This window comes from Phytopseudomonas straminea, assembly GCF_900112645.1.
Classification (GTDB): domain Bacteria; phylum Pseudomonadota; class Gammaproteobacteria; order Pseudomonadales; family Pseudomonadaceae; genus Aquipseudomonas; species Aquipseudomonas straminea.
The window spans coordinates 94,268-118,320 of sequence record NZ_FOMO01000006.1 but is presented as its reverse complement, the minus strand read 5'-3'; the positions used below and the strand labels follow the sequence as shown (position 1 = coordinate 118,320).

Here is a 24,053-nt window from a genome sequence, read left to right as displayed (position 1 = left end):
CGTTAAAGTGTCGCCCCCGCTTCACTTGCCCGGTTTTCGCACTATGACTCCGCTCGAACGCTACCAGGCCGACCTCAAACGTCCGGACTTCTTTCACGATGCTGCCCAGGAAAAGGCCGTGCGCCACCTGCAGCGCCTGTATGACGAGTTGATCGCTGACGAGCGCAACAAGCCCGGCGTGCTCGGCAAGCTGTTCGGCAAGAAATCCGTCACCCCGGTCAAGGGCCTGTATTTCTGGGGCGGCGTCGGCCGCGGCAAGACCTATCTGGTCGACACGTTCTTCGATGCCCTGCCGTTCAAGGAAAAGGAGCGCACGCACTTTCACCGCTTCATGAAGCGTGTGCACGAGGAAATGCGTTCGCTCAAGGACGTCAAGAACCCGCTGACGGTGATCGGCAAGCGCTTCTCCGAGCAGTTCCGGGTGATCTGCTTCGACGAGTTCTTCGTCTCCGACATCACCGACGCGATGATCCTGGCGACCCTGCTCGAAGAGCTGTTCAAGAACGGCGTGACCCTGGTGGCCACCTCCAACATCGTGCCGGACGGCCTCTACAAGGACGGCCTGCAGCGCGCGCGCTTCCTGCCGGCGATCGAGCTCTTGAAGGTGCACACCGAGATCGTCAACGTCGACAGCGGCATCGACTACCGCCTGCGAGCGCTGGAGCAGGCCGAGCTGTTCCACTTTCCGCTTGGCGACGCGGCCGAGCAGAGCCTGGAAAAGAGCTTCAAGAGCCTGCTGCACGAGAACACCGGCGTGCAGGAAAACGAATCGCTGATGATCGAGAACCGCGCCATCGTGGCGCGCAAGGTCGGCGGTGACGTGGGCTGGTTCGATTTCCGCGAGCTGTGCGATGGCCCGCGCAGCCAGAACGACTACATCGAGCTGGGCAAGATCTTCCACTCGGTGATCCTTTCCAACGTCGAGCAGATGAGCGTGGCCAAGGAAGACATGGCGCGGCGCTTCATCAACCTGGTCGACGAGTTCTACGACCGCAACGTCAAGCTGATCATCTCCGCCGAAGTGGAGCTCAAGGATCTGTACACCGGCGGGCGCCTGAGCTTCGAGTTCCAGCGTACCCTGAGCCGCTTGCTGGAAATGCAGTCCCACGAGTTCCTGTCGCGCCCGCACAAGCCCTGACCGGTACGCCGCGACGGCAAAGGCCGCATGCCCGCTTCCACATCGGAAGCACGGTGTGCGGCCTTTTTTGTTTCAGCCGGCGGGCTGCACCTGTTGCTGGAACTGCTGGCGGTAGTGGTTGGGCGACAGCCCCGTGTGCTGGCGGAACAGGCGGGCGAAGAAGCTGGCGTCGTCATAGCCGATTTCATAGCTGACCGCCTTGATGCTTTTCGCCGATGACGACAGCAGGCCCTTTGCGGTTTCGATGCGCAGGCGCTGCAGGTAGTACAGCGGCTTGTCGCCGGTGGCGGCGTGGAAGCGACGCATGAAGTTGCGGATGCTCATGCCGTGGTCGCGGGCCACGTCCTCGAAGCGGAAGCGCTCGGCGAAGTGCTCCTCGAGCCACTGCTGGATCTGCAGGATCTTGGTGTCCTGATGCTGCTTCTGGCCGCCGAAACCGATACGCCCTGGCGTGTAGCTGCGGCGCACTTCGTAGAGGATGTCGCGGGCCACGCTCTGCGCCACGCTGGTGCCGCAGAAGCGTTCGATCAGGTAGATGTAGAGGTCGCACGCCGAGGTCGGGCCGGCCACGCAGTAGAGGTTGTCGGCGTCGGTCAGATGCTTGTCCTGATTCAGCGCCACCTGCGGGAAGCGTTTGGCGAATTCGCTGAAGAAACGCCAGCAGGTGGTCGCCTCCTTGCCTTCCAGCAGGCCGGCGGCAGCCATCCAGTACACGCCGTTGGCCTCGCCGCACAGGCTGGCACCGGCGGCGTGGCGGGCACGCAGCCAGTCGAACACCTGGGGGTAACGGCTGCACAGCGCGTCGTAGTCGTCCCAGAAGGCCGGCAGGATGATCAGTTGGGCTTCGTCATCGAGCGGGCCGTCGACCGGCAGTTGCACGCCGCTGAAGCTGGTGACCGGCAGGCCGTCCGGGCTGACCAGGCGCACCTCGAAGGTCGGCACCAGGCCGAGGCCCTGATGCTTGCCGTGGCGCAGGCCGGCCATATGGAAGAAATCTCTGGCCTGCATGAGGGTCGAAGCGAATACGCCGGGCGTGGCGAGGATGCTCACGCGCGTGAGGGGGGACGAGCTGGGCATGGCTGTTGTTCTTGTTCGAGTTATAGGGTCGGCCTAGGGTCTGTTCCCGTTTCAGCGCAAGCCGCGTTGCCGCGAGAAATGGCCCCCGGTTAGGCGCAGGACGCAGGGAATGGTTGCCCCCTTGCCAAGTCCTGTAACGACAGCGGAGGCCATTTCCCGCGCAACCCGAAGGGCCGGGCCAGTTTTTGTGCGATGCGGCGTTACTCGATGGCTCATTTGGCCAGCCAAACTTCGCATCTCGTGCCTTGCCTCGCGCAAAAACTGGCTCCGGCGCGGCCGTGCGTGAAACGGGAACAGACCCTGTGGTAAAGCCGTCAGGTTCCGGCTGAATCGTCTTCTTTTATCCGGGCTGAGTCCAGTCCGGCCTTGCAATGCCGTGATGGGGGATAGGTTGTCATGCTGAGTTTTGCCGAGTTGGCCGCATCGCCATTCGCCGAGTGGGACGGCACACCCGCCGCCGCGAGAGTCCTGCAGAAGGATCTGGCCGAACAAGTGCGCCTGGAGGACGATTTCCCACCGTTGCGTCTGTTGGCCGGCGTGGACGTGGGCTTCGAGGAGGGCGGCGAGATCACCCGCGCCGCCGCCATCCTGCTGGATGCCGAAACCCTGCAGCCGGTCGCCGAATGCGTGGCACGCATTCCCACCAGCATGCCCTACGTGCCGGGACTGCTTTCGTTTCGCGAACTGCCAGCCCTGTTGTCGGCACTGGCCGGTTTGCCCCAGGAGCCGGACCTGATCGTCGTCGACGGCCATGGCATCGCCCATCCCCGTGGGCTGGGCATTGCCGCGCACTTGGGCGTGGTCACCGGCCGGCCGACCATCGGCGTGGCGAAGAAGATCCTCACCGGCCACCACTGCGAGCTGGGTGAGGAGCGCGGGGACAAGGTGGAGTTGCTCGACCGCCAGAACCGGCAGATCGGCTGGGTGCTGCGCAGCAAGCGCAAGGTACGGCCGCTGATCGTCTCGCCGGGCAACCGCGTGAGCATGCACAAGGCGGTGGAGTTGGTGCTGAGTTGGGATCGGGGCTATCGGCTGCCGGAGCCGACTCGGCTGGCGGATCGTTTGGCTTCGCGGCGCGATGCCAAAGGGCCGAAGTTGCTTTAGGTAGGAGGAGGGCGTGGCGAGGTGATGGGTTGTCACCTACGCGGCACGACCCATCCTACGGTCTGCTCTTGTGGGAGCGGGCCATGCCCGCGATTCGCGCGCATGGCCCGCTCCCTCAGGGAGATGTGATGGGTTATCACCTACGCGGCCCGACCCATCCTACAGTCGGCATCCCGTAGGGTGGGTGCGAACCCACCACCATCCCTAATCCTGAAAGATCAGGGCGCCGGGTTGGGCTGCGCCTTGTGGATCGCCTCGATGCCTTTGAGCACGTCATCGCTGAGGGTCAGCTCGCTGCTGGTCAGGTTGGCCTCCAGTTGCTCCAGCGAGGTGGCGCCGATGATGTTGCTGGTCACGAACGGACGGCTGGTCACGAAGGCCAGGGCCATTTGCGCCGGGTCCAGGCCATGTTCGCGGGCCAGGGCCACGTAGCGGGAGCAGGCGGCCACGGTTTCCGGGGCGTTGTAACGCTGGAAGCGCTCGAACAGGCTCAGGCGCGCGTTCGCCGGGCGGGCGCCGTTCTCGTACTTGCCCGAGAGCATGCCGAAGGCCATGGGCGAGTAGGCCAGCAGGCCGCATTGCTCACGGATCGAGACTTCGGCCATGCCCACTTCGTAGCTGCGGTTGAGCAGGTTGTAGGGGTTCTGCACCGACACCACGCGGGACATGCCGCGGGCTTCGGCCAGTTGGAGGAATTTCATGGTGCCCCACGGCGTTTCGTTGGAGAGGCCGATGTGGCGGATCTTGCCGGCCTTGACCTGCTCGTCCAGCGCGTCGAGGATTTCCTCGATGGGCGTGGAGTCGCTTTCCTGATGCTGGTAGCCGAGCTGGCCGAAGAAGTTGGTCGGGCGCTCCGGCCAGTGCAGCTGGTAGAGGTCGATCCAGTCGGTTTGCAGGCGTTTGAGGCTGGCATCCAGGGCGGCGACGATGTGCTGACGGTTGTGCTTGAGCTGGCCGTCGCGGATGTGGGTGATGCCGTTGCCGGGGCCGGCGACCTTGCTGGCCAGGATCCAGTCGGCGCGGTCGCCGCGCTGCTTGAAGTATTCGCCGATGATCTGTTCGGTCTTACTGTAGGTCTCGGCGCGCGGCGGCACCGGGTACATTTCGGCGGTGTCCATGAAGTTGATGCCGTAGGCCTTGGCGCGGTCGATCTGCGCAAAGGCTTCGGCGGCAGTGTTCTGCTCACCCCAAGTCATGGTGCCCAGGCACAGGGCGCTGACATTGAGATCGGTGCGGCCGAGCTGGCGGTATTGCATGGGAGCCTCCTCTGACAAAAGGCCCATACAAGCAGGTTGAAATTTTTTTCGCAATCAGGATAATCCGCGTCCTCTTTCTGCGGTGGAAGTGATGCGCCGCCTGCCGAAGAATCTTGCCGTACGCGGACGCGCTGACCCGAGCCCCCGATAGCGCCCGCATCCGGCTGCCTTTGACTTGTCAAAGTACGCACTATTCAGTAAGATCCGCCGTCTATTTTTGCTGGGCGGCCCCTGAGGCTATAAAGAATGAAAACTTTTACCGCTAAACCGGAAACAGTAAAACGCGACTGGTTCGTCGTTGACGCTGCTGGTCAGACCCTGGGTCGTCTGGCTACAGAAATCGCGAGCCGTCTGCGTGGCAAGCACAAGCCTGAGTACACCCCTCACGTTGACACCGGCGACTACATCGTTGTCATCAACGCCGAGCAGGTACGTGTAACTGGCGCTAAAACCAGCGACAAAATGTACTACTCCCACTCCGGTTTCCCGGGCGGCATCAAGTCGATCAACTTCGAGAAGCTGATCGCCAAGGCCCCTGAGCGCGTGATCGAGACCGCGGTTAAAGGCATGCTGCCGAAGAACCCGCTGGGCCGCGACATGTACCGTAAGCTGAAAGTGTATGCGGGCGCTGCTCACCCTCACACTGCTCAGCAGCCTCAAGAACTGAAGATTTAACGGAATAGTTCATTATGTCGGCGACTCAAAATTACGGCACTGGCCGTCGCAAGACTGCAACCGCACGCGTTTTCCTGCGTCCGGGCACTGGCAGGATTTCCATCAACAACCGCACTCTGGACACCTTCTTCGGTCGTGAAACTGCCCGCATGGTAGTTCGCCAGCCGCTGGAGCTGACCGAGACTGTCGAGAAATTCGACATCTACGTTACCGTCATCGGCGGTGGTGTGAGCGGTCAGGCTGGTGCGATCCGCCACGGCATCACCCGCGCTCTGATGGACTACGACGAGACTCTGCGTCCGGCTCTGCGTAAAGCAGGCTACGTGACCCGCGATGCTCGTGAAGTCGAGCGTAAGAAAGTCGGTCTGCGTAAAGCGCGTAAGCGTCCTCAGTACTCCAAGCGTTAATTCGCTGCTGTACTCGAAAACGCCCAGTTTCCTCACGGAGCTGGGCGTTTTTTATGGCCGGTCATTTTTGCTGGCCAGCCTCTGGGCATTCGCCTGTGATGTTTTTCATTGCGGCTCCAGGCTACATCGTTACCTGTCTGCTCTGCCCGAGCGCTGACGTGCGCCGGCTACCCACCGCTTCGTTGATGCGCGTCATGAGTCGCCCGGCTGGCCTGTGCGAATCTCGCGCCGGATTGCAGTAGCGCCGCTTTTAGACGCACGGCCACGACCTTCTTCCTGTGCATGCCGCCGATCAAACGGCTGGGCCGTATGGCCGGGGCAATGGATTAAAGTCGCCGATGAACGTCGAATGGATGCGCCTCCGGCCGAACGAGCAGGGTAGGCGCCGCGCCTGCGCCGGCCGCTGCTGCGCGCTGACCAACACGTACTAATTAGAGGCCTGCACAACAGGCCGGAAAGCCGATGGGAGACGACTGAATGAGCAATGACGGCGTGAATGCGGGCCGGCGTCGCTTTCTGGTGGCAGCCACTTCGGTGGTTGGGGCCGCCGGGGCGGTGGGGGCTGCAGTTCCGTTTGTAGGGTCGTGGTACCCGAGTGCCAAGGCCAAGGCCGCCGGCGCGCCGGTCAAGGTGAACGTCGCCAAGATCGAGCCGGGCCAGCAGATGGTGGCCGAATGGCGGGGCCAGCCAGTGTTCATCATGCGGCGTACCGAAACGATCCTCGCGAACCTCACGAAGATCGAAGGGCAGCTGGCTGATGCCGACTCCCAGCACTCGGTGCAGCCGGGTTACGTCGACCCGAAAACGCGCTCGATCAAGCCGGAAATCCTCCTCCTGGTCGGGCTGTGCACGCACCTGGGTTGCTCGCCGTCGTTCCGCCCCGAGGTGGCTCCGACGGATCTTGGCGAGAACTGGGTAGGCGGCTACTTCTGCCCCTGCCACGGCTCGCGCTACGACCTTGCCGGGCGCGTGTACAAGTCGCAGCCGGCGCCGCTGAATCTGCCGGTGCCGCCGCACCGCTACGAGTCGGCTGAGGTGATCATCATCGGCGTGGATCAGGAGCAAGCATGATGAGCAAATTCATGGACTGGGTGGACGCGCGCTTTCCCGCCACCAAGATGTGGAACGACCACCTCGCCAAGTACTACGCGCCGAAGAACTTCAACTTCCTGTACTTCTTCGGCTCCCTGGCCCTGCTGGTGCTGGTCAACCAGCTGCTCACCGGCGTGTGGCTGACCATGAGCTACAACCCGACTGCCGAAGGTGCCTTCGCCTCGGTCGAAGGGCTGATGCGCGATGTGCGCACCGGCGATACGCCCCACGGCGCGATCCTGCGCTACATGCACTCGACCGGCGCTTCGGCGTTCTTCATCGTCGTCTACCTGCACATGTTCCGCGGCCTGCTCTATGGCTCGTACCAGAAGCCCCGCGAGCTGGTGTGGATCTTCGGCATGCTGATCTACCTGATGCTGATGGCCGAAGCCTTCATGGGCTATCTGTTGCCGTGGGGACAGATGTCCTATTGGGGCGCCCAGGTGATCATCTCGCTGTTCGGCGCCATTCCCTATATCGGCGATGCGCTGACCGAGTGGATTCGCGGCGACTACCTGATCTCCGGCATCACCCTCAACCGCTTCTTCGCCTTGCACGTGGTGGCGCTGCCGATCGTCATCCTCGGCCTAGTGGTGCTGCACATCCTGGCGCTGCACGAGGTCGGCTCGAACAACCCGGACGGCATCGACATCAAGAAGTACAAGGACGAGAACGGCATTCCCCTCGACGGCATTCCCTTCCACCCTTACTACACGGTCAAGGATATCGTCGGCGTAGTGGTGTTCCTGTTCGTGTTCTGCTTCGTGGTGTTCTTCTTCCCGGAGATGGGCGGCTACTTCCTCGAGAAGCCCAACTTCGAGCAGGCCAACCCGTTCAAGACCCCCGAGCACATCGCACCGGTATGGTACTTCACGCCGTTCTACGCGATCTTGCGCGCCATCCCCGACAAGCTGATGGGCGTGATCGCCATGGGCGCCGCCATCGCCGTGCTGTTCGTGCTGCCTTGGCTGGACCGCAGCCCGGTGCGCTCGATGCGCTACAAAGGCTGGCTGAGCAAGCTGTGGCTGCTGGTGTTCTGCGTGTCCTTCGTCATCCTCGGCGTGCTCGGCGTACTGCCGCCCACTCCGGGCCGTACGCTGCTGTCGCAACTGTGCACGGCGCTGTATTTCGCGTACTTCATCCTGATGCCTTTCTACACCAGGATGGAAAAGACCAAACCCGTTCCTGAAAGGGTGACAGGCTGATGAGAAAGCTATTCGCTGCATGTGTGGTCGCGCTGTTGCCTGCCTTCGCCCTGGCCGCCGGTGGCCACGGCGTTGCCCTGGACAAGGCCGATATCGACCTGACCGACAAGGCCGCGCTGCAGGACGGCGCGCGCACCTTCGCCAACTACTGCATGGGCTGCCACAGCGCCAAGTTCCAGCGCTATGAGCGCGTCGCCGCGGACATCGGCGTATCCGAGGAACAGATGATGGCGAACCTGGTGTTCACCGACGCCAAGATCGGCGATCACATGAACATCGGCATGAAGCCCGAGGACGCCAAGCGCTGGTTCGGCGCCGCGCCACCGGACCTGACCCTGGTCGCCCGGGTGCGTGGCAACGACTGGCTGTACACCTACCTGCGCACTTTCTACGACGACCCGGCGCGGCCCCTGGGCGCCAACAACCTGGTGTTCCCCAACGTCGGCATGCCCAACGTGCTGGGCCGCCTGCAGGGTCGTCAGTACATGGGTTGCAAGCAGGTGCAGGTGGTCGATGGCGGCAAGAAGCAGTACGACCCGCTGACCGGTACGCCGCTGACCCACGAAGCTTGCGACCAGCTGGTGCTCGAGCCCAACAGCGGCCAGCTCAGCCCACAGGCGTTCGATGACAAGGTGCGCAACCTGGTGACCTTCCTGGCCTACTCGGCGGACCCGAACAAGCTGCACATGCAGCGCATCGGTACCTACGTGCTGATCTACCTGGCGTTCTTCTTCGTCTTTGCGTACCTGCTCAAGCGCGAATACTGGAAGGATGTGCATTAAAAACTACCTGCGTTGCCATCGCAGCGTTAAAAACAGGCGAAAAATGCTCATGTACTACTCGTACACTCCGCTTTTTCGCCTGTTTTTGCCTCGCGCTGGCTGCCTCGCCTACGTTTTTAAACTGTTCGTCCGGTATCATGCTCAGCCCGCGTATCCCGCGGGCTTTTTTATGCCCTGAACACTCATCTCAGGGACTGCCGGGAACCGTCGCTAACAATAGCGCTTCCCGGTGCGTTCACGTTTCACGAATCTGGAGGATCGCCTTGGCTGCGACCAACCGGTTGGCCTGTTATTCCGACGCTGCCGACCACTACTCTCACCGCGTCCGCATCGTGCTCGCCGAAAAGAGCGTCGTTGTGGAAATCATCGATGTGGAGCAGGGCCGCTTCCCCAACAAGCTGCTGGAAGCCAACCCCTACGGCACCTTGCCGACCCTGGTCGACCGTGACCTGGCGCTCTACGAGCCAACGGTGATCATGGAGTACCTGGAGGAGCGCTACCCCCATCCGCCTCTGATGCCGGTGTATCCGGTAGCGCGCGGCAACACCCGCCTGCTGATGCACCGCATCCAGCGCGACTGGTGCTCGCTGGTCGACCTGATTCTCGACCCGCGCAGCAAGGAGCCGGCCCGGGTGCAGGCGCGCAAGGAATTGCGCGAAAGCCTCACGGGGGTGTCGCCGCTGTTTGCTGAGAAACCATTTTTTCTCAGCGACGAGCTGAGCTTGGTAGACTGCTGCCTGTTGCCGATCCTCTGGCGCCTGCCGCTGCTGGGGATCGAACTGCCAAGGCCGGCCAAACCGCTGCTCGATTACATGGACCGGCAGTTCGCGCGCGAAAGTTTTCGCCAGAGCCTGTCGTCCGTCGAACGAGCCATGCGCTGATCCATTTTTCCGGTGCGCCGCCGTTGCGCGCCACGTTCAGGAGGTTTGATGAACTCCAGTCGTCCTTATCTGATTCGCGCGCTGTACCAGTGGATCGTCGACAACGATTGCACACCCCATCTGCTGGTAAACGCCGAATATCCTGGCGTTCAAGTGCCGAGCAAGTTCGTCAGCGATGGGCAGATCGTGCTCAACGTATCGCCCACTGCGGTGCGTGAATTGTCCCTCGATAACGATGCGGTCAGTTTCGAAGGCCGCTTTGGCGGCGTCGCCCACAGCCTGTTCGTACCGTCGCCCGCTGTACTGGCGATCTATGCCCGGGAAAATGGCCAGGGCATGGTGTTCGATCATGAGCCGCCCCCCGTGCAGAACGACGTCGAAGAGGTCGAGAATGAGCAGACGCCGCCCGACGACGAACCGCCGCGGCCGAGTGGGCGCCCCAGCCTGAAGGTCGTCAAATAGGCGGCCGGTTCGCCAGTGGCCCCGAAATGCCGGTCTCGTGACCGGCATTTTTCGTTTCTAGAGTTTGGATGCGCTGCTTGCATGATGGCATTAAGTCACTTCGTGCAATCTGCCTGAGCCGTTACGCTTGAACTTGCAGTTTGCACGGCAATCATTATCTTTTTATCTGTATAAGTTGTTGTTTTTTAAGGATTATTTATCATTCCAAAACCTGGCACAGCGCTTGCGATATTCAAGGGGAAGCCACAGCCCTGAAGTTGGATGTGGCGAACTTGAATGAAACAGGAGTGTTGCCCATGAAACAGCCAATCAATAAGTTCGCTTTTGCCGCTATCACTGCGACCGCCCTGAGCTTGTCCGTGGCGGGTACCGCTTTCGCCGATACCTACAACAGCACCCAGCCGACCATGCTGGCTGCCAACACCATGGACAAGGCTGAAGAAGCCGTTTCCGACACCTGGATCACCAGCAAGGTCAAATCGTCCTTCCTGGCTGACGACGGCCTCAGCGCTCTGGACATCAAGGTCGAGACCAACAAAGGCGTGGTTTCCCTGTCCGGCGTAGTGAAAACCGAAGCCGAGCGTGACCTGGCTGTTGCCAAAGCCAAGGAAATCAAAGGCGTTCAAGCGGTTTCCGCTGACGGCCTGAAAGCTGCCGACTGATCATGGGCCAGGGCAGGCCACCGCGGCCTGCCTCCTTCCTTGGAGAATGCATCATGAATTCCGACATCATCAAAGGTAAGTGGAAGCAACTCAGTGGCGATATGAAGGCGCGCTGGGGCAAGCTCACCAACGACGACGTGGATGTCGCCGAGGGCCATAGTGAATACCTGGCGGGTAAACTGCAGGAGCGCTATGGCTGGACCAAGGAAAAGGCCGAGGAAGAACTGCGCGATTTTCGTAGCAAGTACTGACCTCGCTGCTGGTAGCTACCAGCGTGATACGCGAAGCCCCGGCCCATGCCGGGGCTTCGTGCTTTCTGCCTGCCGCTCGGCAGCAGGGCTTCAAGATGTCGTCTGGCGAGCCGATACTCTGTGCACATTCGCCAGGCACAGGACGTAGCATGTCGGCCATCACCCCCTCGGGCGCAAGCTCCGCGCCACCGGTTAGAACCACAGCTGCAACCACTGCGAAGCCAGGCAAAGGCGAAGCCGGGAAGGCGGCCAGCGAGCCGGAGCAGCAGCCCTCGGTAACCGTCACCCTCAGCGAATACGCCCAGAAGCGTGCGAAGAGCATGCGCGATGCCTTTGGCAAGCTGCGCGAGATGCAGGCCAGGCAGGACGAGTCTCGCAAGGATGCCGCGCGCCAGCGCCTGGAAGACATCAAGCGCCGTATTGAAATGCTCAAGCAGCTGGTCGTGGCGCTCGGGCCCTCTGCTGCCAAAGGCGCGCTGCGGCAGATCAAGCAACTGGCACAGGAACTGGGGCAGGCTGCAGCGGTGCTCAAGGAACCCTCTGGTGGCACAGCCTCATCGGTCGGTATGGGCGCCAAGGCCGGCGAGGGCGAAAGTACGGCGGCGCAGGAGACGGTCACGGCCGAGGCGGTGAGCGAGGCAGAGCCGACTGCCGAGGTGGTGGTCGAGCCTGAGGCAGTAGCTGAAAGCTCCGAGGTGAATGCCGAGACGGCCGAATTGGCGGCCGGTGAAGAGGCCGAGCAGGAAGACGAACCGGAGCAGGATGCCGAAGAGCAGGCCCAGGCCGCGATCAGCCAAGCCCGCCAGGAGCGCAACGAGCGTCAGCGCCGTGCCGACGCCGAAGAACTGAAGAAGGTCGCCGCCCAGCTCAAGCAGCTGCTGGCCATGGTGCGCTCGCAGATCAGCGGCAAGCCGGACGAAGAGAACAAGAAACTCATCGACGGCATCGACAAGCAGCTCGCCGAGGTCGAGAAAGCCGCAGGCGAAATGGCTGGCGGCGGTTTGTCCCTGTCCGTTTCGGTCGGCGCGACGCTGTCGATCAGCGTTTAGCCGGCTCGGGCCCTCAGGCGAGGATCGCCGCCAGCGCCGCGCGGTCGACGTTGGCGCCGCTTAGCACCACGGCGGCGCGCTCGCCACGGTTTATCTCTCGCTCCTGAATCAATGCCGCCAGGGCTGCCGCGCCGGCGCCTTCGGCCAGGTTGTGGGTGTCTTCGTGGTAGATGCGCATGGCCTGGCGGATCTCGTCGTCGTCGACCCGCACGATGCGCGCCGCGCCGGCGCGAATGATCTCCAGCGCTGCGGGCTGCGGCATGCGGCAGGCCATGCCGTCGGCGATGGTGTCGGCGCTGTCGGTGCAGATGATCCGCCCGGCGGCGAAGCTCTGCGCATAACCATCGGCGGCGGCGCTGACCACACCGATCACCTCGGTATCCAGGCCGAGCAGGTCGCGGGTACGGATTACCCCGCAGATGCCTGAGCCCAGGCCGATGGGCACATAGATGCGCTTGAGCGGCGGCGCGGCCTCGAACAGCTCCAGCGCATAGGTGGCCACGCCGCGGATCAGATCCGGATGCAGTGAGGGCACGAAGTGCAGGCCACGTTGCACTGCCAGCTCGGCCGCCCTGGCGCGGGCAGCGTCGAAGTCGCAACCGTGCTCGATCACTTCGGCACCCAGAGCCGCCATGGCGGCGTTCTTTTCCCGGGCATTGCCCTTCGGTACCACGATGACGATCGGCAACCCGGCCTTGCGGGCGGCCAGCGCCATGCTTTGCCCGTGATTGCCGCGGGTCGCTGAGATCAGCCCACTGATGCCCGGCTCGCGGCGCAACAGCTGGTCCACATAGACCAGCCCGCCGCGCACCTTGAAGGCGCCGGTCGGCGTATGGTTCTCGTGCTTGACCCACACTTCGCAACCCAGGCGCTCGGCCAGCAGCGGCCAGGCGAACTGCGGCGTCGCCGGAATGCTTGGACGGATCAGGGTAACGGCTTGGCGCAGGGCGGCGAGGTCGAACATCGGGTAGTGCTCCGGGCGGGCTTTGACCAGATGCTACGGCTCGGGCATTGTATGGGTAAATCTTTATATTGCATGGCAAGCAATGTGGTTACCTGACCTTCAGGGCAGCACGCTGCCCACTTACCTGGCGCTGGTCGAAGCGATCTCCGTGGCCATCGGCAAGGGTGAACTCAAGCCCGGCGAACGGCTGCCGCCCCAGCGGCGACTGGCCTGGACGCTGGGCATCAACCCGAGCACGGTGATGCAGGCGTACCGCGAGGCGGCGCGTCGTCATCTGGTGTCCGGGGAGGTCGGCCGCGGTACCTACGTGTTGGCCGATAGCCACGAAGCCAGCCTGTTTCACCTCAAGCAGCCACGGCTGCCGGTCGATGGCATTGACCTGTCGACCAACGTGCCGGTACACGATGGCGGCAGCGATGACCTGTCGCATACCCTGCAGCGGATGATCGCCGAAGGGCGCCTGGATGCCCTGCAGGCCTACGCGCCGGCCGAGCTCGAGCAGCGCGGGCGGGTGGCCGTCAGCCTGTGGCTGCAGCAGCGCGGCGTGCATACACCGCCGTCTCAGGTGGCGCTGTGCGCGGGTGCCCAGCAGGGCGTGTCGGCGGCGCTGCTGGCGCTGTGTGAGGCGGGTGACCCGGTGCTCGCCGAAGCCTTCACCGCGCCTGGCATCAAGGCCGCTGCCCGCCAGTTGCGGCTGCCGCTGCACGGCGTGGCCATGGACGAGCGCGGCATTCTTCCTCAGGACCTCGACCGTCAGATACGCGCCACCGGCGCGCGGGTGCTGGTGCTCACGCCGTGTCTGCAGAACCCTACCGGCAGCAGCATGGATGGCGAGCGGCGCCAGCGCATCGCCGAGCTGGTGGAGCGCCATGGCCTGTGGCTGATCGAGGATGACATCTATGGCGCCCTTGGCAGCCAGGCGCCATTGGCCGCGGCGGTGCCAGCGCGCAGTCTGCTGGTCAGCAGCCTGTCGAAGACCGTGGCGCCGGGCCTGCGCCTGGGCTTCATGCACGGGTCCCAGGCGCTGCTCAAACGCATCGACCCGCAAGGCCACGCGACCAGCTGGGCGGTGTCGCCGTTGTGTCTGGCACTGGCCTGCGAATGGATCGAGAGTGGCACCGCCGCCCGCAAACTGGCCTGGCAACGCGAAGAACTGCAGCAGCGCTGGCGCCTGGCGAGCCGCGTATTGGGCTCGCGTATGCCGCCGGGACGTGAGGTGGCGCCGCACCTGTGGCTGCAGTCGCCGGACAGCGGCGCGCTGGTGGCGGCCTGCCGGGCTGCAGGCGTGGAAGTGGTGCCGGCGGACGTGTTCGCCGTCGGCCCGGCCCAGGCCAGCGCGATTCGTATCAGCCTGGCCGCCGCGCGCAGCCGCGCCGAACTCAAGCACGCGCTGGAACGCATTGCCGAAGCCTGGTCGTTATGAGCGCGCCCCTTGCACCCTGACGGTAATACGTGTCAGCTATGATCCGTGCAATTCACGATAAGGAACCGTGCATGTCCCTTCCTACAGACGGCGCTTTTATCGTCGTCAACACTGCCGAAGAAGCCGTTGACCGCCTGGCCGCGCTGCACCAGCGCGCCACCGAAGGCCTGAGCCAGGCACTCAAGCGCTACCTCAAGGATCGCGTGCGGCCCGATGCCGACGAGCAGGAGCTGTTCCGCTATCCCGAGCTGCGCCTGACTTACGATTGCCAGGGCGAAGTGCCGACCACCGTGCGCGCCTACGCCAAGGTACAGGTGCCCGGCACCTACAGCGTGACCATCACCCATCCGGCGGCGTTTCGTAAGTACCTGCTCGAGCAGCTGCAGCCGCTGATGGCCGACTTCACCCTGACCGTAGAAGTCGGGGTCAGCGAGCAATACATTCCTTACCCTTACGTGGTCGAGGGCGGTGACGAGTTGGCCGGCAGTGGCGTGACCGCCGCCGAGCTGGCGCGAGTGTTCCCCAGCACCGACCTCTCCGCCGCCACCGATGGCACCGCCGACGGCCTATACGACTGGGAGAACATCGACCCGCTGCCCCTGGCGCTGTTCGACGCGGCGCGCACCGACTTCTCGCTCAAGCGCATCCAGCACTACACCGGCAGTGACTGGCGCCATGTGCAGCCATGGATCCTGCTGACCAACTACCACCGCTACGTCGATCAGTTCATCCGCCATGGCCTGGACATGCTGCAGTGCGACTCGCGCTTCACCCGCATGGTGCTGCCGGGCAACGTGGTGGTCGAACGCGGCATGGCCGAAGGCGAGATGCAGGCAATTATCGAGAGCGTGGTCTGGCACCGTTACCAGATGCCGGCTTACCACCTGCAGGCCACCGATGGCGACGGCATCACCCTGGTCAACATCGGCGTCGGCCCGTCCAACGCCAAGAACATCACCGACCACCTGGCCGTGCTGCGCCCGCACTGCTGGCTGATGATCGGCCACTGCGGCGGCCTGCGGCAGTCGCAAACCATCGGCGACTACGTGCTGGCGCACGCCTACATGCGCCGCGACGGCATTCTTGATCGCGTGCTACCGCCGCACATTCCGCTGCCGGCCCTGGCCGAGGTGCAGCAGGCGCTGCAGGATGCCGCCGCCCAGGTCACCGGCGAGCGTGGGGATGATCTAAAACGTCGCCTGCGTACCGGCACCGTGCTGACCTACGACGACCGCAACTGGGAGCTGCGTTGGGCCCAGGAACGGCCGCTGATCAACCTGTCGCGGGCCGTGGCGGTGGATATGGAAAGCGGCACCATCGCCGCCCAAGGCTATCGCCTGCGCGTGCCGTACGGCACCTTGCTGTGCGTGTCTGACAAACCGCTGCACAGCGAGATCAAGCTGCCGGGCGCGGCCGGTGCGTTCTACGAGCGGGCGGTGACTCAGCACTTGCATATCGGCATTGCCGCGCTGGATCTTTTGCGCGGCCAGCTCAACTCGCTGCACTCGCGCAAGCTGCGCAGCTTCGACGAGCCGCCGTTCCGCTGAGGTCATTGCGCTAAGAACCTGCTCATGATGTTTCAGCCAGGTTCGTCGATTTTGGTAGCTAAGTGGTGGGAGCGGCCTTTCGCTATCTGGTGGGAGGGGCTTTAGCCCCGAGCTTTTTGCAGCCTAGTAAAGCTCGGGGCTAAAGCCCCTCCTACATGCTCACCGACCGCTTCTGCTTTGTAGCTGCAGCTGCCGTTTCATGCGCACAAAGATCGTGAACAGGCTCGAAGAGAGAGCCGCGCCGGGCAATCCGGCGCGACGTTTATTTGCCGTTCTTACCTGTCATCATTTTCCAGCGGTTGCGGTTGAGCAGTACGTAGCCGGTCAACTGCATGCCGGCAGCGATCACCAGGCTGCGGGTCAGGTCCGGGTTGGCCGGGCGCGGGCCGGTGTATATCTGGTACAGGGCGTACACGACGCCGATCAGACCGAGGATGAAAAACACCAGGCCGAGGATGGTCAGGCGGTGAAGCTTGCGTGGCAGCATGGCAGCACATCGTCCGGGAAAAGGGGCGTCAAACTAACCCGTAATTGGTGACGGCGCCAGCCACCTTATCGCCTTGAAACGCGCTAGATTAGTGAGCAGGCATCAACGCGTTCGCTGAGTTCTATCGAGGCGCCCATGCTGAAAAAAATCCCCACCCAGGCCGTGCGTATCGGCATGTTCATCCAGGGCTTCGATGGCAACTGGCTGTCGCATCCATTCTGGAAAAGTCGTTTCGTCATCGAGGATGCCGAAGACCTGGCCCGAGTGCGCCAGAGCGGTGTGCTCGGTGTGTGGATCGACACCAGCAAGGGGCTGGATGTCGCCGTCCAGGCCGCTCAGGCGCCTGCGCCTTCGGCCGCTCAAATTGTCGTACCCGCCGAGATCATCGCCCCAGCTGTCTCGCCACCTGCGACCGTGCCCAGCTGCAGTGTGCGTGACGAACTGCAACGCGCCGCCAAGCTGATCAATCGTTCCAAGAAAGCCGTCACCGAGCTGTTCCAGGAGGCGCGCCTGGGCAATGCCATCAATGTCGAAAGCTGCCTGCCGCTGGTCGCTGATATCGGCGAGTCGCTGGCGCGCAACAGTTCGGCGTTGCTCGGCCTGGCGCGCCTGAAGAGCAAGGATGAATACACTTACATGCACTCGGTGGCCGTGTGTGCGCTGATGCTGTCGCTGGCCCGGCAACTGGGTCTGGACGAGGCGCGTGCCCGGGAAGCCGGTCTCGCCGGACTGCTGCACGATGTCGGCAAGATGGCCATGCCGCTGGAAGTACTCAACAAGCCCGGCAGCCTGACGGAGGTCGAGTTCGCCATCATGCGCAGCCATCCGGAGCGCGGCCACGCCATGCTGCAGGCGGCCGGTTCGCTGCCCGAGTCGGCGCTGGACGTTTGCCTGCGGCACCACGAGAAATATGACGGCAGCGGTTATCCCGGCCGTCTGGCTGGTGAGGCGATCAGCCTGCTGGCGCGCATGGGCGCGGTCTGCGATGTGTACGACGCCATTACCTCCAACCGGCCTTACAAGCACGCCTGGAACCCGGCCGAGTCGCTGGCTCGGATGGCACAGTGGACCGGTCATTTCGATACCCATGTGTTCCATGCTCTGGTGCGCACGGTCGGCATCTATCCGCTGGGCTCGCTGGTGCGCCTGGAGTCCGGGCGACTTGGTGTGGTGGTCGACTTGCTGCCCGGCAAGCTGACCACGCCTGTTGTGCGGGTGTTCTTCTCGGCGAAGAGCAAGGTGGCGATTACCCAGCAGGAGGTCGATCTGTCGAGGTCTGGCGCCAACGACCGCATCGTCAGCCGTGAAGATCCAGCCGAGTGGGGATTCAGCAATCTCGACGACTTCTGGCGTTAGCGCTCGTGAGCTAACGGCAATTGCACGACAAACCGCGTTCCGCCTCCCGCCCGTTCGCAGCGCGCCTGTCCACCATGGGCCTGAGCGATAGCCCGGACCACCGCCAGGCCCAGGCCGCTGCCGCCGCTGTTTCGCGAACGCGACGGATCGCCACGGCGAAACGCCTCGAACACTTGGCTGGCCAGTTCGGTGTCGATGCCCGGGCCGCTGTCCGTGATGCTCAGCTGGTAGCTGTCATTCACCACACCGGCTTCGATTCGCAATGGGCCTGCGTCGGCATGGGCCAGGGTATTTTCCAGCAGGGCGATCAGCGCCTGACGCAGGCGAAATTCGTCGCAGACCACACACGTCTGCTCATCGAGCTGCAACTGCAGCTCGAAGCCGCGGGCCTGTAAACGACCAGCGAAAGCCTGCACGGTGGCCGCGATACCTTCGGCGGGGCAGGTGTTGGCCTGGTCCAGTTGCAGGTGGTCGCTGTCGCCCAGGCTCAGCACGCGCAGGTCTTCGATCAGCCGGCCAAGCCCTTCGACCTGGCGCAGCAGCCCTTCGAAAGTTTCCGTGCTGGGCGTGAATACGCCTTCGGCGAGGCCTTGCAGGCGCCCGCGCAGGATGGTTACCGGGGTGCGCAATTCGTGGGCCACCGCGGCGTTCCAGAACTGCTGTTCGCGGGTCACGCTCTGCAGGCGCTCGGCCATGGCGTTGAAGTCGCGCACCAGTTGCCCGGCTTCGCCCAGCGCCCGGTCATCCGGTGCGGCGCGGGCCTGCAGGTTGCCCTGAGCGATCTCCCGCAGGCTGTGGGCCACCGAGTTGAGCGGGGTAAGAATGCGCCGGGACAGGCGCACGCCTACGTAGCCGGCGATGCACAGCGCCACCAGTATGGTGCCGGCCATCCACAGCATTTCGATGCCCGAGGGCACCCAGGTTTCCGAGATGCTGCCGGGCGCCAGGGTCGAAGCGATGGCGTAGAACGCGTAGCTGCCGACGATGGACAGCAGGATCACGCCCAACGCCATGATGCTCAGTGACAGCAGGATCTGCCGGCGCAGACTCACCGCGCCGCTCATGTGCCACTCCCGAAGCGGTAGCCGACGCCACGCACGCTCACCGGCGTGCCTTGGATACCGAGGTTTTCCAGTTTGCGGCGCAGCTTGCTGATGTGGCTGTCCACGGTGCGTTCCTGGGTGTCGCCTTCGGGGAGGCAGCCGACCAGCAGTTCGGCGCGGCTGAATACCCGCTTGGGCGTGCGCATCAGGGTGACCAAGATCTTGAATTCGGTAAGGGTCAGGTCGAGGGCGTGTTGTCGGTCGTCGCAGTTGACCGTGGCCTCGTGGTTATCCAGGTCGACCTGGAACTGGCCGACGCGCAGCAGTCGGCTGCCGGCCGCACCACCGGTCTTGGCGCGACGCAGTACGGCGCTGACCCGGGCCACCACCTCGGCCGGGTTGAAGGGTTTGACCACGTAGTCGTCGGCGCCGATGCGCAGGCCCATCAGCTTGTCGATGTCCTGATCCAGCGCGGTGAGCATGATCACCGGCGTGTCGCCACGGTGACGGATCTCGGCCAGCACCTGCCAGCCATCCAGACGCGGCATCTGTACATCGAGCAGTACCAGGTCGGGCTTGAGCGTCTGGTGATGGAGCAGTGCCTCCTGGCCGTCGCGGGCGTGCACGGTGCGCAAACCACCGCGCTGCAGGTAGGCGGCGAGGATCTCGGCGATCTCGCTCTCGTCCTCGGCAATCAGGATCAGCGCATCCTGGCTGGATGTGGGCGGCAATGTCATGAATTTCACCTTTTCGTCTGCCTCCACATTATCTCCACAAAAGCTCGAATCAATCCCGATTGTTTGCACCGACACTCGCCTCCTGATGCTGCGCCAGGTGCGCAGGCAACGAAACATCTGCGAGGTTGGTGAGGTTATGGGAAGTCGAAGAGGGCGGTACGCCATGGGCCTTTGCCTGTGCGCCCTGATGCTGAGTGGTTGCGATTCGCCGCAGCAGGAGGCACAGCCGGAACCCGTGCAGGTGTCGGTCATGACGCTGACACCGCAGACCCTGGACGTCAGCGAGGATTTGCCTGCTCGTGTCGCGGCGTTCAGAACCGCCGAGATTCGTCCGCAGGTCGGCGGTATAGTGCAGCGCCGGCTGTTCGAGCAAGGTGCCGACATCCAGGCTGGCGCTGCGCTGTTCGAGATCGATGCCGCGCCGTTCAAGGCCGAGGTGCAAAACGCGACGGCCGCCCTCAAGCGTGCCCAGGCCGTGCTGGCCCGCGCGCGCATCCAGGTCGAGCGCCTGCAACCGCTGGTGAGCGCCGAAGCGGTCAGCCAACAGACTTTTGATGACGCCGCCTCCCAGCGCGAGCAGGCCGCCGCCGACGTCGCCCAGGCCGAGGCGACGCTGGCGCGCAAGCGTCTGGATCTGAAGTACGCCACCGTCAGCGCACCGATTTCCGGTCGTGTCGACCAGGCGCAGGTCTCCGAAGGTGCCCTGGTCTCGACCACCGACACCACGCCCATGGCCACCGTGCAGCAGATCGATCAGGTGTATGTCGACGTGCGCGAGTCGGCCACCAGTCTGGAACGCTGGCGCCATGCTCTGGGCAACCGGCTGGCCCCTGGCGCCGACGGCGTGCCCGTGCAGATCCTCGACAGCAGCGGCAAGGCCTATGGGCTGAGCGGCAGGATCCTGTTTTCTGGCATCAGCGTGGATGCCGGCACGGGCAACGTGTTGCTGCGTGTACAGGTCGACAACCCCAACCGCCAGCTGCTACCCGGCATGTACGTGCTGGCGCGGGTGCCGCGGGCGCACCACACCGATGCCCTGAGTGTGCCGCAACAGGCGGTGTTGCGCCGTGACGGCCAGGCCAGCGTGTGGGTGCTGGGCGAGGATGAGCAGGTGCAGCGCGTGCCGGTCGAGCTTGGTGAGCTGGTTGGGCGTCGTTATCGCATCGTCAACGGCCTCAGCGCCGGCCAGCGGGTAGTGATCGAAGGCCTCGATCGCCTGGCTGAGGGCGCGCCGGTCAAGGCGCGGCTGTGGCAAGCCGGCACCGCGAGCGAGCTGGCCAGCTCGTCCGCGCGCTGATCGGGAGAAAACTCAAATGCCACAGTTCTTCATCAACCGTCCGGTGTTCGCCTGGGTGATCGCCCTGTTCATCGTGCTGTTCGGCTCAATCGCCATTCCGCAACTGCCGATTGCCCGCTACCCCTCGGTGGCGCCGCCGTCGGTAGCGCTGTACGCCACCTACCCAGGCGCCACGCCCAAGACCCTCAACGATTCGGTGGTCAGCCTGGTCGAACGCGAGCTGTCCGGGGTCAAGAACCTGCTGTACTTCGAGTCCTCGGTGGACACCTCGGGTAGCGCGCAGATCACCGCCACCTTCAAGCCGGGCACCGATCCCGAACTGGCCCAGGTGGACGTGCAGAACCGCATCAAGGCGGTCGAGTCGCGCTTGCCCCAGGTGGTGCGCCAGAGCGGCCTGCAGGTGGAATCCGCCGCCTCGGGCTTTCTGATGATGATCGGCATGACTTCGCCGGACGGCCAGTTCGACGAGGTCATGCTGGGCGACTACCTGGCGCGCAATATCGTGCCGGAGCTGCGCCGCATCGAGGGCGTCGGCCGCGTGCAGCTGTTCGGCGCCGAGCAGGCGCTACGCATCTGGGTCGACCCCAGCAAGCTGAACGCCTTCGGCCTGACCATGGGGGATCTGTCCCAGGCCATCGAGCAGCAGAACGCGCAGATTGCCCCCGGTCGGCTCGGTGATGAGCCGGCATTGCCGGGGCAGCGACTGGCCGTGCCGCTGACCGTCGAAGGCCAGCTGGAAACGCCCGAGCAATTCGCCGCTGTGGTGTTGCGCGCCAGCGCCGACGGCTCGCGGGTGACCATCGGCGACGTGGCGCGGGTCGAGCTGGGCGCGCAGTCCTACGGATTTTCCAACCGCGAGAACGGTGTGTCGGCGACCAGCGCGGCGATCCAGCTGTCGCCGGGTGCCAACGCCGTGCGCACGGCTCAGGCTGTGCGCGATCGGCTCGCTGAGCTGGCGCCGAGCATGCCCACCGGCATGAGCTATTCGGTGCCGTTCGACACTGCGCCGTTCGTCAGGGTCTCCATCGAGAAGGTGATCTACACCCTGCTCGAGGCCATGGTGCTGGTGTTTCTGGTGATGTTCCTGTTCCTGCAGAACATGCGTTACACGCTGATCCCGGCCATCGTCGCGCCCATCGCGTTGCTCGGCACCTTCGCGGTGATGCTGCTGGCCGGCTTCTCGATCAACTCGCTGACCATGTTCGGCATGGTGCTGGCCATCGGCATCATCGTCGACGATGCCATCGTGGTGGTGGAGAACGTCGAGCGCCTGATGGTCACCCGCGGTCTGTCGCCGCGTGAGGCGACGCTGCAGGCGATGAAGGAAATCACCGGCGCGGTGATCGGCATCACCCTGGTGCTCACCGCGGTGTTCATTCCCATGGCCTTCGCCAGCGGCTCGGTGGGGGTGATCTACCAGCAGTTCACCCTGTCGATGGCGGTGTCGATTCTGTTCTCGGCGTTCCTGGCCCTGACCCTGACGCCGGCGCTGTGCGCCACGCTGTTGCGCCCGGTGAGTGCCGATCACCATGAGAAACGCGGTTTCTTCGGCGCCTTCAACCGCGGCTTCGAGCGGCTGACCGAGCGCTACACCGGACGCGTCAGCCGGCTGGTCGGGCGCAGCGGAAGGATGATGGTGGTGTTCATGCTGCTCTGCGGCGTGCTGGCCGTCGCCGGTCAGCAGTTGCCATCGTCGTTCCTGCCGGAAGAAGATCAGGGCTATTTCATGACCTCCATCCAGTTGCCGACCGGCGCCACCAGCGAACGCACCCTGGATGTGGTCAAACGCTTCGAGGCCCACGTGGCCACACGTCCGGCGCTGGACACCAACCTGGTGGTGCAGGGCTTCAGCTTCTCGGGTTCCGGCACCAACGCAGCCATGGCCTTCACCATGCTCAAGGACTGGGATCAGCGCCACGGCGCCACTGCCGCCGAGGAGGCGACGCTGGCCCAGGAGGCCATGGCCGATAACGTGGAAGGCACGGTGATGAGCCTGATGCCGCCGGCCATCGACGAGCTAGGTACCTCGTCGGGCTTCACGCTATTTCTGCAGGATCGTGGCAACCGTGGCGAAGCCGAGTTGCTCAAGGCCCAGGCGCAGCTGCTGGAGCTGGCCGGACAGAGCAAGGTGGTCAGCGACGTTTATCCCGATGGTCTGCCGCCGGGCGAGAGCATTCGCCTGAACATCGACCGCCAGAAGGCCGAGGCCATGGGCCTGTCGTTCGCGGCGGTGAGCAGCACGCTGTCAGCGGCCATGGGCTCGCAGTACGTCAACGACTTCCCCAACGCCGGGCGCATGCAGCAGGTGATTCTGCAGGCCGACGCCCCGGCGCGCATGCAGCTCGACGATGTGCTCAATCTGCGCGTGCGCAACACCAGCGGCGGCATGGTGCCGCTGCGCGAAGTGGTGACGCCGGTGTGGAGCGAGTCGCCGCAGCAGATGATGCGCTTCCAGGGCTTCCCGGCGGTGCGTATTGCCGGCGGCGCGGCGCCTGGCGTTTCCAGCGGCGCGGCAATGGCCGAGATGGAGCGCCTGGTCGCCCAGTTGCCTCAGGGCTATGCGGTGGCCTGGACGGGCCAATCACTGCAGGAGCGCCAGTCGGCGGCCCAGGCACCGATGCTCATGGCGCTCTCGGCGCTGGTGGTGTTCCTGGTGCTGGCGGCGTTGTACGAGAGCTGGTCGATTCCTTTGTCGGTGATGCTGGTGGTGCCCCTCGGTCTGCTCGGCGCGGTAGCGGCGGTGATGCTGCGCGGGCTGCCCAACGACGTGTTCTTCAAGGTGGGGATGATCACCATCATCGGCCTGTCGGCGAAGAACGCCATTCTGATCGTCGAGTTCGCCCGCCAGCTGCACGGCGAAGGTCGCTCGCTGGTGGACGCCGCGGTGACCGCCGCACGCCTGCGCCTGCGGCCGATCCTGATGACTTCGCTGGCCTTCACCCTGGGCGTGGTGCCGTTGATGCTCGCCGCCGGCGCCAGCGCCGAGACCCAGCACGCCATCGGCACCGGCGTGTTCGGCGGCATGCTCAGCGGCACCCTGCTGGCGGTGTTCTTCGTGCCGTCGTTCTTCGTGTTCGTGATGGGGCTGCAGGAACGCTTTCAGGCTTGGCGCGCACAGCGCACCGCCGCAGTGCCGCAGCCTGGTGAGGAGCAATGAT

The 24,053-nt window shown here is 64.1% G+C and carries 23 protein-coding genes; 17 read left to right on the top strand and 6 right to left on the bottom strand.

Going from position 1 to position 24,053, the window contains the following annotated elements; genetic code table 11:
• Positions 1-43: 43 nt before the first annotated feature.
• Positions 44-1,138 carry a cell division protein ZapE gene (gene zapE, locus BM279_RS15985; RefSeq protein ID WP_093505331.1) on the top strand — a complete coding sequence of 365 codons (1,095 nt, stop codon included), beginning with the start codon at positions 44-46 and terminating at the stop codon, positions 1,136-1,138.
• 72 nt (positions 1,139-1,210) lie between these two features.
• On the opposite strand, the gene BM279_RS15980 is transcribed toward zapE, so the two are convergent.
• A complete protein-coding gene (locus tag BM279_RS15980) occupies positions 1,211-2,215 on the bottom strand; it encodes a GlxA family transcriptional regulator (RefSeq protein WP_093505329.1) in 1,005 nt (334 codons plus the stop codon).
• Between the two features lie 396 nt (positions 2,216-2,611).
• Here BM279_RS15980 and nfi point away from each other — a divergent pair, with 396 nt between their 5' ends.
• Positions 2,612-3,319 carry a deoxyribonuclease V gene (gene nfi / locus BM279_RS15975; RefSeq protein WP_093505327.1) on the top strand — a complete coding sequence of 236 codons (708 nt, stop codon included), beginning with the start codon at positions 2,612-2,614 and terminating at the stop codon, positions 3,317-3,319.
• Positions 3,320-3,537: 218 nt separating this feature from the next.
• On the opposite strand, the gene BM279_RS15970 is transcribed toward nfi, so the two are convergent.
• Complete coding sequence (locus tag BM279_RS15970) at positions 3,538-4,575, bottom strand: NADP(H)-dependent aldo-keto reductase (RefSeq protein WP_093505325.1); 1,038 nt, start codon at positions 4,573-4,575, stop codon at positions 3,538-3,540.
• Positions 4,576-4,821: 246 nt separating this feature from the next.
• On the opposite strand from BM279_RS15970, the gene rplM reads away from it, so the two are divergent.
• The 10 genes from rplM to BM279_RS15920 all read left to right on the top strand — a co-directional run bounded on the left by rplM (position 4,822) and on the right by BM279_RS15920 (position 12,041).
• Entirely contained in the window at positions 4,822-5,250 is a 429-nt protein-coding gene (gene rplM, locus BM279_RS15965; protein WP_013789889.1) for a 50S ribosomal protein L13, read from the top strand.
• 14 nt (positions 5,251-5,264) lie between these two features.
• A complete protein-coding gene (gene rpsI / locus BM279_RS15960; protein WP_093505323.1) occupies positions 5,265-5,657 on the top strand; it encodes a 30S ribosomal protein S9 in 393 nt (130 codons plus the stop codon).
• A 477-nt stretch (positions 5,658-6,134) separates the two neighbouring features.
• Positions 6,135-6,728 (top strand): ubiquinol-cytochrome c reductase iron-sulfur subunit, encoded by a 594-nt coding sequence (gene petA / locus BM279_RS15955; RefSeq protein WP_093505321.1) that lies wholly within the window; start codon positions 6,135-6,137, stop codon positions 6,726-6,728.
• Positions 6,728-7,954: a cytochrome b gene (locus BM279_RS15950; protein ID WP_013789892.1), complete on the top strand. Its 1,227-nt coding sequence runs from the start codon at positions 6,728-6,730 to the stop codon at positions 7,952-7,954. The genes petA and BM279_RS15950 overlap by 1 nt, the downstream gene beginning before the upstream one ends.
• Positions 7,954-8,736: a cytochrome c1 gene (locus BM279_RS15945; protein ID WP_093505319.1), complete on the top strand. Its 783-nt coding sequence runs from the start codon at positions 7,954-7,956 to the stop codon at positions 8,734-8,736. The genes BM279_RS15950 and BM279_RS15945 overlap by 1 nt, the downstream gene beginning before the upstream one ends.
• Positions 8,737-8,999: 263 nt before the next feature.
• Complete coding sequence (locus tag BM279_RS15940) at positions 9,000-9,617, top strand: glutathione S-transferase N-terminal domain-containing protein (RefSeq protein ID WP_093505317.1); 618 nt, start codon at positions 9,000-9,002, stop codon at positions 9,615-9,617.
• Between the two features lie 48 nt (positions 9,618-9,665).
• Complete coding sequence (locus BM279_RS15935; RefSeq protein WP_093505315.1) at positions 9,666-10,079, top strand: ClpXP protease specificity-enhancing factor; 414 nt, start codon at positions 9,666-9,668, stop codon at positions 10,077-10,079.
• 296 nt (positions 10,080-10,375) lie between these two features.
• Positions 10,376-10,741: a BON domain-containing protein gene (locus BM279_RS15930; RefSeq protein ID WP_075931644.1), complete on the top strand. Its 366-nt coding sequence runs from the start codon at positions 10,376-10,378 to the stop codon at positions 10,739-10,741.
• 53 nt (positions 10,742-10,794) lie between these two features.
• Positions 10,795-10,992 (top strand): CsbD family protein, encoded by a 198-nt coding sequence (locus BM279_RS15925; protein ID WP_093505313.1) that lies wholly within the window; start codon positions 10,795-10,797, stop codon positions 10,990-10,992.
• Between the two features lie 149 nt (positions 10,993-11,141).
• Positions 11,142-12,041 carry a hypothetical protein gene (locus BM279_RS15920; protein ID WP_093505311.1) on the top strand — a complete coding sequence of 300 codons (900 nt, stop codon included), beginning with the start codon at positions 11,142-11,144 and terminating at the stop codon, positions 12,039-12,041.
• Between the two features lie 13 nt (positions 12,042-12,054).
• Here BM279_RS15920 and BM279_RS15915 read toward each other — a convergent pair whose 3' ends face one another.
• Positions 12,055-13,005, bottom strand: a complete 951-nt coding sequence (locus BM279_RS15915; protein ID WP_093505309.1) for a threonine dehydratase — start codon at positions 13,003-13,005, stop codon at positions 12,055-12,057.
• An 82-nt stretch (positions 13,006-13,087) separates the two neighbouring features.
• On the opposite strand from BM279_RS15915, the gene BM279_RS15910 reads away from it, so the two are divergent.
• Positions 13,088-14,428 (top strand): aminotransferase-like domain-containing protein, encoded by a 1,341-nt coding sequence (locus tag BM279_RS15910; protein WP_093505307.1) that lies wholly within the window; start codon positions 13,088-13,090, stop codon positions 14,426-14,428.
• A gap of 71 nt (positions 14,429-14,499) precedes the next feature.
• Positions 14,500-15,975, top strand: coding sequence for an AMP nucleosidase (amn, locus tag BM279_RS15905; protein ID WP_093505305.1), 1,476 nt, complete (start codon positions 14,500-14,502; stop codon positions 15,973-15,975).
• 262 nt (positions 15,976-16,237) lie between these two features.
• On the opposite strand, the gene BM279_RS15900 is transcribed toward amn, so the two are convergent.
• Positions 16,238-16,462 carry a hypothetical protein gene (locus tag BM279_RS15900; RefSeq protein ID WP_093505302.1) on the bottom strand — a complete coding sequence of 75 codons (225 nt, stop codon included), beginning with the start codon at positions 16,460-16,462 and terminating at the stop codon, positions 16,238-16,240.
• Positions 16,463-16,597: 135 nt separating this feature from the next.
• On the opposite strand from BM279_RS15900, the gene BM279_RS15895 reads away from it, so the two are divergent.
• Positions 16,598-17,818 carry a cyclic di-GMP phosphodiesterase gene (locus BM279_RS15895; protein WP_093505300.1) on the top strand — a complete coding sequence of 407 codons (1,221 nt, stop codon included), beginning with the start codon at positions 16,598-16,600 and terminating at the stop codon, positions 17,816-17,818.
• Here the strand turns inward: BM279_RS15895 and BM279_RS15890 are convergent.
• Both BM279_RS15890 and BM279_RS15885 read right to left on the bottom strand, forming a co-directional pair.
• Complete coding sequence (locus tag BM279_RS15890; protein ID WP_093505298.1) at positions 17,815-18,882, bottom strand: ATP-binding protein; 1,068 nt, start codon at positions 18,880-18,882, stop codon at positions 17,815-17,817. The genes BM279_RS15895 and BM279_RS15890 overlap by 4 nt on opposite strands.
• A complete protein-coding gene (locus BM279_RS15885; RefSeq protein WP_093505570.1) occupies positions 18,879-19,598 on the bottom strand; it encodes a response regulator in 720 nt (239 codons plus the stop codon). The genes BM279_RS15890 and BM279_RS15885 overlap by 4 nt, the downstream gene beginning before the upstream one ends.
• A gap of 250 nt (positions 19,599-19,848) precedes the next feature.
• On the opposite strand from BM279_RS15885, the gene BM279_RS15880 reads away from it, so the two are divergent.
• Both BM279_RS15880 and BM279_RS15875 read left to right on the top strand, forming a co-directional pair.
• Positions 19,849-20,895 carry an efflux RND transporter periplasmic adaptor subunit gene (locus BM279_RS15880; protein ID WP_244154171.1) on the top strand — a complete coding sequence of 349 codons (1,047 nt, stop codon included), beginning with the start codon at positions 19,849-19,851 and terminating at the stop codon, positions 20,893-20,895.
• Between the two features lie 16 nt (positions 20,896-20,911).
• Complete coding sequence (locus BM279_RS15875) at positions 20,912-24,052, top strand: efflux RND transporter permease subunit (RefSeq protein WP_093505294.1); 3,141 nt, start codon at positions 20,912-20,914, stop codon at positions 24,050-24,052.
• The last annotated feature ends 1 nt before the right edge of the window (position 24,053 follow it).